Source organism: Cellulophaga sp. L1A9 (assembly GCF_009797025.1).
Taxonomy (GTDB): domain Bacteria; phylum Bacteroidota; class Bacteroidia; order Flavobacteriales; family Flavobacteriaceae; genus Cellulophaga.
This window is the reverse complement of record NZ_CP047027.1, coordinates 2,544,758-2,559,954: the sequence shown is the minus strand read 5'-3', so window position 1 is coordinate 2,559,954 and position 15,197 is coordinate 2,544,758. Positions and strand designations below refer to the sequence as shown.

At 34.8% G+C, this 15,197-nt stretch carries 11 protein-coding genes; 3 read left to right on the top strand and 8 right to left on the bottom strand.

Translation table 11 applies throughout. The annotated features are described in order from the left end of the window. Positions 1-5 precede the first annotated feature (5 nt). The 4 genes from ruvA to queG all read right to left on the bottom strand — a co-directional run bounded on the left by ruvA (position 6) and on the right by queG (position 5,497). Entirely contained in the window at positions 6-587 is a 582-nt protein-coding gene (gene ruvA, locus GQR94_RS11080; protein WP_158975563.1) for a Holliday junction branch migration protein RuvA, read from the bottom strand. Between the two features lie 99 nt (positions 588-686). Beyond that, positions 687-2,972, bottom strand: coding sequence for an NADP-dependent malic enzyme (locus GQR94_RS11075; RefSeq protein ID WP_158975562.1), 2,286 nt, complete (start codon positions 2,970-2,972; stop codon positions 687-689). Positions 2,973-3,096: 124 nt separating this feature from the next. Next, complete coding sequence (locus GQR94_RS11070; protein ID WP_158975561.1) at positions 3,097-4,407, bottom strand: MFS transporter; 1,311 nt, start codon at positions 4,405-4,407, stop codon at positions 3,097-3,099. A gap of 169 nt (positions 4,408-4,576) precedes the next feature. Then, on the bottom strand, positions 4,577-5,497 hold the full coding sequence (gene queG, locus GQR94_RS11065; RefSeq protein WP_158975560.1) for a tRNA epoxyqueuosine(34) reductase QueG: 921 nt from the start codon (positions 5,495-5,497) through the stop codon (positions 4,577-4,579). 149 nt (positions 5,498-5,646) lie between these two features. On the opposite strand from queG, the gene GQR94_RS11060 reads away from it, so the two are divergent. Then, a complete protein-coding gene (locus GQR94_RS11060) occupies positions 5,647-6,402 on the top strand; it encodes an ABC transporter ATP-binding protein (protein ID WP_158975559.1) in 756 nt (251 codons plus the stop codon). A 1-nt stretch (position 6,403) separates the two neighbouring features. Continuing rightward, entirely contained in the window at positions 6,404-7,582 is a 1,179-nt protein-coding gene (locus GQR94_RS11055) for an ABC transporter permease (RefSeq protein ID WP_158975558.1), read from the top strand. Positions 7,583-7,628: 46 nt separating this feature from the next. Here the strand turns inward: GQR94_RS11055 and GQR94_RS11050 are convergent, their stop codons facing one another. Continuing rightward, positions 7,629-8,957, bottom strand: a complete 1,329-nt coding sequence (locus GQR94_RS11050) for a cytochrome P450 (protein WP_158975557.1) — start codon at positions 8,955-8,957, stop codon at positions 7,629-7,631. After that, on the bottom strand, positions 8,957-9,979 hold the full coding sequence (gene ruvB, locus GQR94_RS11045) for a Holliday junction branch migration DNA helicase RuvB (protein ID WP_158975556.1): 1,023 nt from the start codon (positions 9,977-9,979) through the stop codon (positions 8,957-8,959). The genes GQR94_RS11050 and ruvB overlap by 1 nt, the downstream gene beginning before the upstream one ends. Before the next feature lie 85 nt (positions 9,980-10,064). On the opposite strand from ruvB, the gene GQR94_RS11040 reads away from it, so the two are divergent. Continuing rightward, positions 10,065-12,329: an acyl-CoA dehydrogenase gene (locus GQR94_RS11040; RefSeq protein ID WP_199271476.1), complete on the top strand. Its 2,265-nt coding sequence runs from the start codon at positions 10,065-10,067 to the stop codon at positions 12,327-12,329. 1 nt (position 12,330) lies between these two features. Here GQR94_RS11040 and GQR94_RS11035 read toward each other — a convergent pair whose 3' ends face one another. Both GQR94_RS11035 and GQR94_RS11030 read right to left on the bottom strand, forming a co-directional pair. Beyond that, the gene (locus GQR94_RS11035; RefSeq protein WP_158975554.1) at positions 12,331-13,155 is read right to left on the bottom strand and encodes a GIN domain-containing protein; all 825 of its coding nucleotides are present in this window, start codon (positions 13,153-13,155) and stop codon (positions 12,331-12,333) included. Between the two features lie 175 nt (positions 13,156-13,330). Further along, complete coding sequence (locus GQR94_RS11030) at positions 13,331-15,160, bottom strand: cbb3-type cytochrome c oxidase subunit I (RefSeq protein WP_158975553.1); 1,830 nt, start codon at positions 15,158-15,160, stop codon at positions 13,331-13,333. Between the last annotated feature and the right edge of the window lie 37 nt (positions 15,161-15,197).

Sequence of the window (15,197 nt, the reverse complement as noted above, 5' to 3'; positions counted from 1 at the left end):
ACTCTTTACAAATTTTTAAGCGAAAGCTTTATAATGTCTTCCACGCTTAGTGAAGCATCTTGAGCTAAAACTTTGTCTACAATCTTTTCTGACTGTTTACGTATAAAGCCAAGAACTTCTAAAGCAGATAACGCTTCATCTTTATTTGTATTGTTTGAAACTGACGAAACTTCATCAATATCGTAGATTTTTAATATTTTATCCTTTAAATCAAGAATAACTCGTTGTGCCGTTTTAGCTCCAATACCTTTTATCGATTGAATAGCGGAAACATTACCCGTCGCAATTGCATCTCTAGTTTGCATAGGAGACATAGAAGACAACATGGTACGTGCTATGCTTGCTCCAATTCCTGAAACCGACACTAATAAACGGAAAATTTCACGTTCAGATTTTTCTGAAAATCCGAATAAGGTATGACTGTCTTCTTTTACCTGAAGATGGGTAAATAACTGAATGTTTTCAGCGTCCGTAATTTTTGAAAAGGTATGCAGTGAAATATTTACAAAATAGCCTACACCAGCACATTCTATCACCACATGAGTAGGATTTTTTTCAACTAATTTTCCTTTCAAATGATGTATCATAATGGCTTTATTTAATGGTAATAGGTTTGTGTTATTCAGATATTAAAAAACTAAAGTCAAAGTATTACGCTTTGACTTTAGTTTGATTTTTATGGTATACTATTTAGATTTTTTACGTTTCTCACGTTGTTGCGCATCTATAACTGCAATAGCCGCCATATTTACAATTTCATCAACACTAGCACCCAATTGAAGAATATGAACAGATTTTTTAAGTCCCAACATGATTGGTCCTATACTGTCTGCTTTATTTAATTCTTTCAATAACTTATAGGTGATGTTTGCCGATTCTAGATTTGGAAAGATAAGGGTATTCACCTTTTTCCCTGCTAATTTAGAAAACGGGAATTTCCCTTGATTTAATTCCTTATTTAAGGCAAAATCCATTTGAATCTCACCATCAACAATTAATTCTGGATTAGATTCATGTAATATTCTTGCAGCCTCTCTAACCTTGGTTGCATGTGGGTGATTTGAAGAACCAAAATTAGCATAAGACAATAATGCCATTACGGGTTCAAAACCAAAAGTAGTTGCTACATTGGCCGTCATTTTTGCAATTTCAGCAATCTCCGCTGCAGAAGGGTCTATATTTATAGACGTATCTGCTAAGAACAACGGACCACGGTCTGTAATCATAATGTTGACCGTTGCTACTTTTTTCACATTAGCCGCACGGCCAATTACTTCAAAGATTGGTTTTACTACTGTTGGATATGCTCTTGAATAACCAGAAATCATTCCATCTGCATCACCTTCTAAAACCATCATTGCGCCAAAATAATTACGCTCCCGCATTTTAGATTTAGCGCCATAAAGAGTTACCCCACTTCTTCTTCTCGTCTCAAAGTAACGTTCTGCATAGTGTTCTCTTTTTTCATTAGATTCTTTATCCTTAGGATCTAAAATAAGAACATCTGCATCAAACTCTATTTCTTTTTTAAGCTCTAGGATAACCTCTTTATTTCCCAATAAAATTGGTGTTGCAATCCCTTCCTCTAAAGCAATTTGGGCTGCTTTTAATACATCTAAATGCTCCGCCTCTGCAAACACAATTTTCTTACTGTTGATTTTTGCTCTATTGTGCAATAATCGAACAACTTTATTATCGTTTCCTAAACGCTGTAATAACTCTTCTTTATATTTATCCCAATCTTCAATAGGGTTTTTAGCTACACCACTATCCATTGCCGCTTTAGCAACTGCAGGAGGAATCTCTCCAATTAAACGTGGATCTACAGGTTTCGGAATAATATACTCTCTACCAAAAGTAAGTTTCGTTTCCCCGTAAGCAATATTTACTTGCTCTGGTACAGGTTCTTTAGCTAGATCTGCTATTGCTTTAACCGCTGCCATTTTCATAGCTTCGTTAATTTTAGTAGCTCTAACGTCTAATGCACCTCTAAAGATAAATGGAAAACCTAACACATTATTCACCTGATTAGGATGGTCTGAACGGCCCGTAGCCATGATGATATCTTTTCTTGTTTTGATCGCTAAATTATACTCAATTTCTGGATCAGGATTTGCCATTGCAAATACAATAGGATCACTAGCCATAGATAGTAACATTTCAGGAGTTACCACATTAGCAATAGACAAACCAACAAAAACATTGGCATCTTTCATTGCATCAACTAGCGTATCTATTTTTCTATCGGTAGCAAATTCCAATTTTTCAATAGATAAGTTTTCACGATCTTTTCGGATCACCCCTTTACTATCTATCATGACGATATTCTCATCTTTAGCACCAAAGGCTTTATAAAGTCTTGTACATGAAACTGCTGCTGCACCTGCTCCACTTATCACTATACGAACTTCATCAATCTTTTTTCCTGTGATCTCTAATGCATTTAATAATGCAGCTGCAGAAATAATTGCTGTTCCATGCTGATCATCATGCATTACAGGAATATCTAATTCCTCTTTTAACCTACGTTCTATTTCAAAAGCTTCAGGCGCTTTAATATCTTCTAAATTAATCCCTCCAAAAGTTGGAGCTATCATTTTTACTGTTTGAATAAATTTTTCAACATCTTCAGTATCTACCTCGATATCCATTCCATCTATATCTGCAAAGATTTTAAAAAGTAATCCTTTGCCTTCCATTACAGGTTTAGAAGCTTCTGGCCCAATATTACCTAAACCTAATACCGCTGTACCATTAGAAATTATCGCTACTAGATTACCTTTTGAGGTGTACTTATAAACGTTTTCTTTATCTTTTGCAATCTCTAAACATGGTTCTGCAACTCCGGGAGAATATGCTAAAGCCAAGTCGCGCTGGGTAGCATAAGGTTTTGTCGGGACAATTTTTATTTTTCCGGGTTGAGGTTTCGCATGATATACTAATGCTTCTCTACGTTTAGATTCTGTGCTCATATTCTAATTAATTGAAAAACAAATTTACACGTATTCTTTTTAAGTGCCCACGTATTTAGAATAAAAAAAAGGCATTAACATCTATTAATACCTTTATAAAATATCCTATGTTTCTTATTCACGATTAAGAATCTATTTCAGTTTTTGGAACTTTCAATCGCAATGCAAAAATTGCAGCTAAAATAAAGAACACACCACCAAAAAGTATTGCATTTACTGCACTACTGCCTAAAAAGTTCTTAAATATTGGTCCAAAAGTTACAGTTTGAATTCCCATCGGAATAACAATCATCATATTTAAAATACCCATATATACCCCTCTGCGATCTTGTGGTACAATTTTAGAAACCATTGTATACGGTATGCCCATCATTGCTGCCCAACCAATACCAAATAAAACCATCGGTAATAAAACTAAAAGAGGATCAGATATATAAGGGATTGCAAATAAAGCCAAGCCAGTACCAAATAAACTCAAAGCATAAATTTTCTTCCCTCCAAATTTTAAGGTTAAAGGCACTAAAACTAATGCTACCACAGCAGTTACGATATTATAAGTCAGACTCATTTTCGCGGACTGTGATGTTGCTGTAGAGATGTCAAAACCCATTGTTGTTTTAAACAAAGGGGTTATAAATTGCCAGTATATAAATAAGGCATACCACTGAAATAGGTAAACAACAGAAAGCATCCACATAAAACGTGGCATTTCTTTAATTGCTTTACTTATTTCTATAAATGGCATTTTTACACGCGCTACAAAAGACAATCCTCTATGCGCATTTATTTCTTTCATTTCATCTTCAGATGGTGGAATTTCTGGAGTTTTCAATACAGACCATAAAATGGTTGTTATCGACAAAAATGCCCCAATAAAGAAGGAATAATACAACCACTTTGGTATAGTTCCTTCCACTTCAATAGCTCCACCAAACCATTGTTGAAATAGCACAATAGATAAGGTCGCTAATAAAATACCTCCACCCACAAACAAACTTTGCATTTGGTACCCTAAGCTCAATTGCTTTTCAGGTAATTTATCGCCAACGAAAGCGCGGTAAGGTTCCATAGCCATATTATTACCTACATCTAAGAGCCATAATAACCCAACAGCAAACCACAATGTTGGACTAAAAGGAAAGGCAAATAAACAAAGACTTCCTAAAATTGCCCCAATTAAAAAGAAAGGTTTCCGTCTCCCCCATTTTGGAGACCACGTTTTATCTGAAATTGCCCCAATTATAGGCTGTACAATTAATCCTGTTACAGGACCCGCGATATTTAAGATAGGAAGCAAATCTTCTGGAGCTCCTAAATATAAAAATATAGGATTTATAGCCGTCTGTTGTAACCCGAAACTGTATTGAATTCCTAGGAAACCAACATTCATATTAAAGATTTGCCAAAAAGTTAAGTTTGGTTTTTTTATTTTCATAACGTGTAGTTAGGCCACTATTGAAATTATGTTATTCTGAAAATACTTCTAGAATTTTACATATTTCCTATTATTCGCCATTGAAGATAACACTTTATTAAAATACCGGAAGTTTTAATGCTGAAAAATACAAGAATAAAAAAACGAAATCGTTATAGTTTTTCCAAAATTATTTTAGGAAATCAATATTTCGGGTTAATCCAGCGTATTTCGTTCTTTTCACGGCTGATTTTTGAAAGACTTTTTTAAAAACATCATCTGTAATTTCCTCCCAATCTTTTTTAGTTAAGGACAGTAAATCAGGATGCGGATTAAACAAAGGTTCACTATGTGGTTTTGAAAACCGATTCCAGGGACACACATCTTGACAGACATCACAACCAAACGCCCAATCATCAAACTTACCTTGAAACTCTTGCGGAATCTCATTTTTCAATTCAATGGTAAAATAAGAAATACATTTGCTTCCATCAACGACATAAGGCTGAACTATTGCTTGTGTTGGGCATGCATCTATACACGCTGTACACGTACCACAATGATCTGTCACGGGATGATCGTAAGTCAAATCTAAATCTACAATTAATTCTGCAATAAAATAAAAAGAACCTGTCTTTTGGGTCAGTAAATTACTATGCTTTCCAATCCAACCTAAACCACTTTTTGCCGCCCAAGCCTTATCAAGAACCGGAGCAGAGTCTACAAAAGCCCTACCACCTACTTCTCCTATCTCTTCAGAAATAAATTCTTGTAGCTGTTTAAGTTTTCCTTTAATCACATGGTGATAATCATGACCATACGCGTATTTAGAAATTTTATACGTATCATCAATTTGCTGTTCTTCTGGATAATAGTTTAAAGTTAATGAAATAACAGATTTAGCATCTTCAACTAACAAACGCGGGTCTAGTCGTTTGTCAAAATGATTCTCCATATACTGCATTTCTCCATTCCTATTATTTTTTAACCATTTTTCTAATCGAGGTGCTTCCTCTTCTAAAAAATCAGCTTTAGAAATACCACAAGATAGAAACCCAAGTCGTATGGCTTCGGCTTTTATCAAATCACTATGCTTTTCCCTTGTATTCATTTAATATCTAATAGTATATGCCTTTCTAATTCAGCTCTGAAAAAAAACCCTTAAGTTTGATTTTGCGATTTATTTCTAAAAAATAGAGATTTACTGTAACAAATAAACTTTTTACACACTAACTAAGCGTACCAAATTAAACAACTAAGATGATACATATTGAAAATCTAACCAAATCTTTTGTCGTTACTACGAAAAAAGGATTTAAAAAAGAGTCCACCACAGTGAATGCTGTGAATTCTATTTCTTTTGATTGTAAGCCAGGAAGAATATTCTCACTGCTTGGCGCAAATGGCGCAGGAAAGACAACCACACTTCGTATGATTGCTGGAATTATCAATCCTACGTCAGGAACTGCCATTGTAGATGGTATTGATATTTCAAAAGGAAATGATGAAGTAAAAAAAAGAATAGGGTTTTTAACAGGCTCTACAGGTTTATACGAACGTTTAAATCCTGATGAGACTATTGAATTCTTCGGGAAACTATATAAAATTCCAAATGCACAACTTTCAGAACGCAAAGAATACCTATTTGAAAAACTCGGAATTAACGAATTTAGAAAAAAAAGAATAGGACAAATGAGTACAGGTATGAAACAAAAAGTTTCTATTGCACGTACGCTAATTCATGATCCCGAAGTTTTAATCTTTGATGAACCTACTTCTGGTCTTGATGTTATTACTGCAGAAAGTATTATTGATTTAATTCGCGAATCCAAAGAAAATAACAAAACGGTTATATTTTCCTCACATATTATGAGCGAAGTAGACTTACTCTGTGACGATCTGGCTATTATTAATAAAGGATCTATCATCTACAATGATACTTTTGAGAATTTCAAAGGTGAAATGAAAGCTGCCAATTTAACTCAAGAATTTATTAATCGCGTAAAAGAAGCTTAAGATGAACGACTTATTTATAATTATAAAAAAAGAACTAACAGAGCTTCTTAGAGATAAGAAAACAATTATTAATTCTATTGTTTTACCCACACTATTAGTTCCTATTTTAATTTTCGGCGCGATGAAAGTGACGGAAATGATTGAGAAACAACAACAAGAAAAAACAGTTGAAATAGGTCTCGTTAATGCCCCGGCTGAATTTTCTGCTCTTATTGCCGCAGATACTTTAAACAAAGTAACCACTTATAATAAGGTTGAAGATTTTAAAGCGTTAATAGCCGATGAAAGTATACAAACCGCTATTGTTTTTCCTGCGGATTGGAGTACACAAATGGATCAATTAAACACAGGCGAAGTGCAAATCTTCAGAAATGGATCTAAAGAGAATGTAAACAATAGGATCACCAAATTAATTGAAACTTTCAATGCTAAATTAAAAGAAGAACGGATTGCTATTCTACACATTCCAACACAGAAAATGACCCCTTTTACAGAAAATTATATTGAGGTCGGCGAACAAAAAGAAGTTATTGGAAAAAGAATAGGTGGCTTTATCCCTTACCTTTTTATCCTAACTATGTGGGGTGGTTGTTTGCTTGCGGCTGTAGATTTAGTAACGGGAGAAAAAGAACGAAAAACTATTGAAACAACCTTATCCTTACCTATTTCAAAATTTAAGGTATTACTAGGAAAAGCTATTGTAGCCTCTCTACTTGGCTTTATCCCTGCGCTATTAAACTTAATAGGACTTATCGTTGGACTGAAACTTTTTGATGGAATTCCGGATTCGTTTAAATCGGTAATTAGTGAAATGCTTAATTTTCAATCGATAACCTTAATCTTATTATTATTGATCCCGTTTTCTTTATTCTTATCTGGTTTCATCATTGCTTTGGTTGCTGGTGCTACCTCATTTAAGGAGGCACAAAGTAAAGCGTCGCCAATCATCATACTTATCATTATTCCTTTGGTAATGGCCATGATGCCTGGCATAGAATTAAACTGGACCACTGTATTGATTCCTGTTTTAAATATTGGCTTAGGGGTTAAAGAAATTATGGCAGGAACCATTGATATGATGCAATATTTCGTAATATTAATATCACTTATTGCTTTTGCAATCGGAGCTGTTTACTTCAGCTATAAAAAATTCTCTGATGAGAATGCAATTCTAAAATAACTTAGAATTTAGATGAGATTAAAAGCCACAGGAATCTGTGGCTTTTTTAGTTTCTAGCTGTAAAACTAATTAAGACGTTTTCTGGCTTTAAAGAAATTAACGGATTAATAGTAACCGCTGTTAAAGCAGTAGTCATTTTATATTTTTGCAGCAGTTCTGTAACCGCAATGATCATTTCATACATTGCAAAATTATTCCCTACGCACATTCTAGGACCTGCCCCGAAAGGATAATAATACTCTTGATATTCTTTCTTCTTTGAGGCTTCAAAACGGTCTGGGTTAAATTCGTTCGGTGCTTCCCAAAAATCCTCATTTCTATGTATCTCGTAGATACTCATTAAAATCAAAGAATCTTTAGGAATACTCAACCCCTCAAATTCATCATCGGCTATTGCTACACGATCTATAATATACGCTGGCGGATACAAACGCATTGCCTCTTCTATACATTGCTGAATATATTTCAGTTCTAAAACCTGCGTTAATACATCATCGCTTTCTAAAGAAATATTCTTAATCTCTTGGTAGGCTTTTTCTTGAATTTCTGGATGTTTTGCAAGTGAAAATATTAAAAAACTCAATGCATTTGCTGTTGTTTCATGACCTGCCGTAAATAAAATAAGCACTTCATCTATCAATTGCGCTTTAGCCATTGCCGTACCATCCTCGTATCTGGCCTGCAATAACATGTCTAATAAATCGTCTTTTTCTACTGCCGAGTTTCTACGCTCTTCAATCAGTTCATGCAAAATAGCTTGCCCGTCTTTGGCTAAATTTAAGTGCTTTTTTATTTTCCCACTTAAATGAAACCACCAATTTAAATACGGCTGTCGCATCTCCTTGATCAGCATTCTCTGATTGGTTTCCGTGATGTATTGCAGCTGAGACATTTCTTCTTGAATATCATCACTACTAAACAGTGATTTAGCAACTACTTGAAAGGCCAAATTACTCATGATAGGGTATACATCTATAGGCTCAGCTATTGGTAAATCTTTTATTTCCAATAAGATGGCTTCACGGATAGTTCCCATTAAATTGCGCAACTTCTTTTTATGAAATGCAGGTTGCACCATTCTCCTATGTGTACGCCAATGCTCTCCGTTTGAAGTTAAGATTCCATGCCCAATATACTTGGCTAAATCTTTAGTTTGTAATGATGACTTATGGTATTTACGATGTTGCTTTTGAAGAATATGCTTTATTAATTTTGGGTTACGTGTAAATGCAAGCTCACCACTAAATCCAACTGGCACACGAAATGTATTTCCAAGCTTTTCAAAATTTTTACGATGGAATGGCAAAGGATTCTCTAGAATTTTTTTACTATTCCTGAGTACTTCAAACCATGAGATTATTGGTGTATTTTGCATTAAAATAATCCTCCTTGAACACTTCCTTTTATACGTCCTAAATGTTTATACGCTAATTCTGTTACTTCCCGACCTCTTGGGGTACGCATAATAAAACCTTCTTGAATTAAAAAAGGTTCATAAACTTCCTCTATAGTTTCTGCACTTTCAGAAACTGCGGTTGCCAAAGTAGAAATTCCTACGGGGCCACCTTTGAATTTATCAATCAAGGTTAAGAGAATCTTATTATCCATTTCATCTAAACCATGAGCATCTACATTCAAGGCTTTTAAAGCAAAACGAGAGATTTCTATATCAATTTTACCATTTCCTTTAATCTGAGCAAAATCCCGAACTCTTCGCAACAAAGCATTACAAATACGAGGTGTTCCTCTACTTCGCCCAGCAATTTCTGCTGCAGCCTCACTAGTAATAGGCATCTTTAAAATTTCGGAACTTCTGGTCACAATGGTAGCTAGGAGTTCTGAAGAATAATACTGTAATCTACTCTGAATTCCGAAACGCGCACGCATTGGAGCCGTTAGCAAACCAGAACGTGTTGTTGCACCAATTAAGGTAAACGGGTTTAAATTTATCTGTACAGAACGCGCATTCGGTCCTGTTTCAATCATAATATCAATCTTATAATCTTCCATTGCAGAATACAAATATTCTTCTACAATAGGGCTTAAACGGTGTATTTCATCAATAAAAAGCACATCACGTTCATCTAGGTTCGTCAATAACCCGGCTAAATCACCTGGTTTATCTAAAACAGGACCAGAGGTAATTTTTATTCCTACACCAAGTTCATTAGCAAGTATATGTGCTAAAGTAGTTTTCCCTAGTCCTGGAGGGCCATGAAAAAGCGTATGATCCAAAGCTTCACCACGTAAGTTAGCTGCTTCTACAAAAATCTTTAGGTTCTCCAAAATTTGATCTTGACCCGTAAAGTCAGAAAAACTTATGGGCCTCAGCGCTTTGTCTATATCTACTTCTTCAGGAGTAAAGTTTTCATTTGTAGGGTCTAAATGCTCATTCATAGACCACAAAGATAGCGCAAAATTAAGACACTTCTAAAGCTACTATTTCTTATTATTTATGAATAGAAAATCGTATTTTCATCGTATGAAAAAGAACAATTATACCTTAGGTGTTTTACAATATATTCCCTTCTTCTATGTAATCTGGTCTGATAATCTACTTTCTGCATCAGAAATTAATATCGTTAAAGCAGCATTTGAGAAGGATGAAGCTTTAACATCTGCTGATAAAAAAACCTTAGCAGGTTGGTTAAATAAAAATAATAAACCCTCAACCGAGCAGATTAAATCGTGGAAACATACGATTGACAGTGCCGATATAAAATTGATTGAGCAAGATGCATTCCCTCTGGCTAGCTTATCTAAAAGACTGGCTGATTATTATTTTTCAGAGACTCCAGAGAACAAACAGTTGCAACATATTGAATTAAACTTAGGCATTCAACCAAATCATTACCATCATTTATTTAACATTGAAGTCCTGCATGAAGCAACATCTACTTATTACCAAGCCAAAGAACTTGATGCGATACTTAAAGGTGAATTTGCAACTAGTATTACTAAATTTCATGAGGCCTTAAAAAACCCTATTTTTAATTGGGAGGTTCTCCGAAAGAAAGAAGATTTCAGAACGAAAGTCTTAAACCAAGTAAAGCACCTAGCTGCAGAAAACTATGGCGCAATGGCTTACCCTGCAGCATATGGAGGAATTGAAGATATGCCCGGCTATGCTTTTATCTTTGAAAATATCATGTATGTTGATGGGAGTTTAGCGATCAAGTTTGGCGTACAATTTGGACTCTTTGGAGGTAGTATTCAGAAATTAGGCACTAAATACCATCATGACCTCTATTTAGAAAAAACAGGAAAAGCAGAATTACTCGGGTGTTTTGCAATGACTGAAACTGGTCACGGATCCAATGTACGTGGTATAAAAACCACAGCAACATATGAAAAAGAAACAGATAGCATCATACTTCATACTCCTGGAGAAAATGACAATAAAGAATATATAGGCAACGCGCTTGATTCTACTATGGCTTCCGTTTTTGCACAACTTATTGTGAATGGTAAAAATGAAGGCGTGCATGCTATTTTAGTTCCCATCCGAAACGAAAATCATGAATTGCTTCCTGGGGTAAAAATTGAAGATAACGGATATAAGCTTGGGTTAAATGGTGTTGACAATGGTAAAATATGGTTCAACCAAGTACTTGTTCCTAGAAAAAATTTATTAAATAAATATGGTGACATTAAAGAGGATGGTACCTATCATTCAGAAATAGAAAACCCTAACAAACGCTTTTTTACCATGCTTGGCACTTTGGTGGGAGGAAGAATTTGTGTTGCAAGAGCAGGCTTGGGTGGTGCCAAAAAAGCATTAACCATTGCCGTTAAACATGCTTTAAAGCGAAGACAGTTTAATGACAATAAAAAAATACAAGAAGATTTATTGATGGACTACCCAAGTCATCAATTGCGATTAACACCACCCATTGCAAAAGCCTATGTATATGATGTAACGCTACAACATATTATGAAACTGTATAGTGACGATACTAAAACTGATAAACGTGAAATTGAAACACAAGTTGCTGGTCTAAAATCTATCATCACTTGGTTTGCAAATGACACCATTCAAGAATGTAGAGAAGCTTGTGGCGGCAAAGGATACCTCATTGAAAATCGCATTGCCGATTTAAAGGGTGATGTAGATATTTTTACCACATTTGAGGGTGATAACAATGTATTACTGCAATTAGCCGCTAAAGGCGTCCTGTCAGATTTTAAGGCTGAATTTAATAGTGCTGGTTTTGCATCAGTATTAAAGCTATTAACATCCCAATTAAACGACAAATTAACAACGATTAATCCTATCTATAGCGGGAAGACCGATCCTGAACATTTGTACAATCCAAAATTTCACAAACATGCGTTTGAATACCGTACAAGAAGATTAACCTACACACTCGCCATGCGTATTCGTGAATATATTAAAAACGGAATCCCTTCCTACCAAGCATTTTTAAAAGTACAAACACATTTATTGGCTTTAGGTAAGGCATATAGTTGCCAACTATCCTATGAGATATATTCTAATTTCACAGAAACAATAGAGGATGAGAAAAACAAGATACTTTTTCAAAAACTAGGAACATTGCATGCCTTACATGAAATTAGAACAGACGCCAGCTGGTATTTAGAACAAGGGTATATTGGAGGCAGCAAATCAAAAGCCATAAGACAACGTGTAGAACGCATCTGTACGGAGTTGCGGCCTCATGTAAACGTTCTCGTAGACGGATTTGGAATTCCAGACCATCTAATTACTGCACCTATCGCAAAATAAGCTATCGTTTATTGAGTTGAGAGGTGTTTAAAAAATCAGTTATAGTGATTGCTGCAGGCCCGTAAAGATAAGTTTTACCAGAATCCTTAGAACTTAAGGTAAAGTTGTTAAACACGTTGATATAAGCACTAGAAGATGCTTCTAGTGCCAAACTAACGTCACCCGCATCTAACTCATTAGCTTTTAAACTAGCATTCTCAAAAAGATGAATGCTCATACTTTCAGTATTCCCATTAATTTTCAACTGAGCATTTTTATACATATCTAGATTTTGAGCTTTTGTTGTCGCAAATATTTCAGCATCAACTCTGTCTTTAAAAGACATATTTAAAGTGTCTGCCACAACATTTAATTCGGCAAAACTATTATCTAACATCAATACATCCACAATTTGGGCATCTACATTTAATTGAAGCTTAGAAGATCCATAGGTATTTATAGACAAGGCATCTGTAGTAATAAGATCTTTCATCTCTATCTTTCCATCCACCATTGTAAGCGCATTTAGTGTGTTATAAAACACCGTAATCTCCATCTTCTTTTTAGCAGCTATATTATAGAAAGAACTTATTTTTAAGGTTTCATCTTCAACCCTGAATTTTAATATATCTACCAAATTATCATCTATAATTAAGTTATAGCCACAATCTGATGCTTTTCTTAGAACAATATCTAGGTCATCATTTAATTCTATAGCAGTAAAAGGCTCTAATTCTTGGGTAGTTTCTATCACTACTCTACTCCCTCGTATTTTTGGTTTACGCTGACCGAAAGAAAAGTTAATAAAAAACAGGCAAATGGTAAGTGTTACTAATCTAAATTTCATCTTTGGTTTATGTTTAATAATGCGTTTAAATCAACTATAAAGAAATTCAAAGTGCTTGAACCACTTCGTTACGTCTAATATATAGCAAAAATGAAACCATTTTATAGTTGAGTTAAAATTATAAAAAAAGCCCTTTGTAATTGAACAAAGGGCTTTAAATATTTTATAATGTTTTCTAATGACTCATTTCCTCTTCATCATCCTGTAAAGGAACTGTTTGAGGCACAAAATCTTGACCTGGAATTACATATTCCCCATCTTCTCTTGTTTTGCTATAATCATAAGGCCAACGGTGTACTTCAGGAATTTCACCTGGCCAGTTACCATGTATGTGTTCAATTGGTGTTGTCCATTCTAATGTGTTTGATTTCCAAGGATTTTGAGGTCCTTTTTTACCATAGAATATACTGCTGATGAAATTATAAACAAATACTAATTGTGTAAATGCCGCAACAATAGCAAACATGGTTATTAATATTTGAACATCTGTTAAATCATCAAACATTGGAAATGCTGTATTTTGATAATATCTCCTAGGAACCCCAGCCATACCCACAAAGTGCATTGGGAAGAAAACGCCATACGCACAAACTGCAGTAATCCAGAAGTGAATATATCCTAAATTTTTATTCATCATTCTACCATGGAACATTTTCGGGAACCAATGATAAACACCTGCAAAGAAACCGTACAATGCAGAAATACCCATTACCAAGTGAAAGTGAGCAATAACGAAATACGTATCATGTACGTTAATATCTAAAGTACTATCTCCTAAAATTATCCCAGTTAAACCACCACTAATAAATGTAGAGACCAAACCTATTGAAAACAACATGGCGGGGTTCAATTGCAAATTACCTTTCCACAAGGTCGTAATGTAATTAAATGACTTTACTGCAGATGGAATAGCAATTAATAAGGTTGTAAATGTAAATACCGACCCTAAGAATGGATTCATCCCAGAAATAAACATATGGTGACCCCATACAATTGTCGATAAAAATGCGATTGCAATAATAGAAGCAATCATCGCTCGGTAACCAAAAATTGGTTTACGTGCATTGGTAGACATAACTTCTGAAGTAATCCCTAATGCAGGCAATAATACAATATAAACCTCTGGGTGTCCTAAGAACCAGAATAAGTGCTCATATAATACTGGTGATCCTCCTTGATAATGTAAAACTTCTCCTTGAATAAATATATCTGATAAGAAAAATGAAGTGCCAAAACTTCTATCCATTATTAATAATAATGCAGCAGATAATAGTACTGGAAAAGAGATTACTCCAATCACAGCTGTTACAAAGAAAGCCCAAATTGATAATGGAAGTCTAGTCATAGACATTCCTTTAGTTCTTAAGTTAATTACCGTTACGATATAATTTAATGAACCCATTAAACTTGATGCAATGAAAATAGCCATTGAAACCAACCATAACGTCATACCCATTCCTGAACCTGGTTGCGCCATAGGCAATGCACTTAATGGAGGATAAACCGTCCAACCAGCTGCAGCAGGTCCTGCTTCAAGAAATAAAGATCCGATCATTATTATAGCTGATAAAAAGAACAGCCAATAGGAAACCATATTTAAGAAACCAGAAGCCATATCACGTGCTCCAATTTGCAAAGGAATAAGTAAGTTACTAAACGTACCACTAAGACCAGCCGTAAGTACAAAGAATACCATGATGGTACCATGTATAGTTACCAATGCTAAGTAAATATCAGCATCCATAATTCCGTCTGGAGCCCATTTGCCCAAAACTGCTTCAAAAACAGGAAAAGATTCTCCTGGCCAAGCCAATTGCATTCTAAATAAAATAGACATTGCAATACCAATTGCACCCATGATCAAACCAGTAATCAAATACTGTTTTGCAATCATTTTATGGTCTTGACTAAAGATATATTTTGTTACAAATGTCTCTTTATGATGATGATGTCCATGATCGTCATGTGCGTGATCATCCTCGTGTGCATGTACTGTTGCTGACATAATCGAATTCTTATTTTTTTTATATTAATTTTCTTAA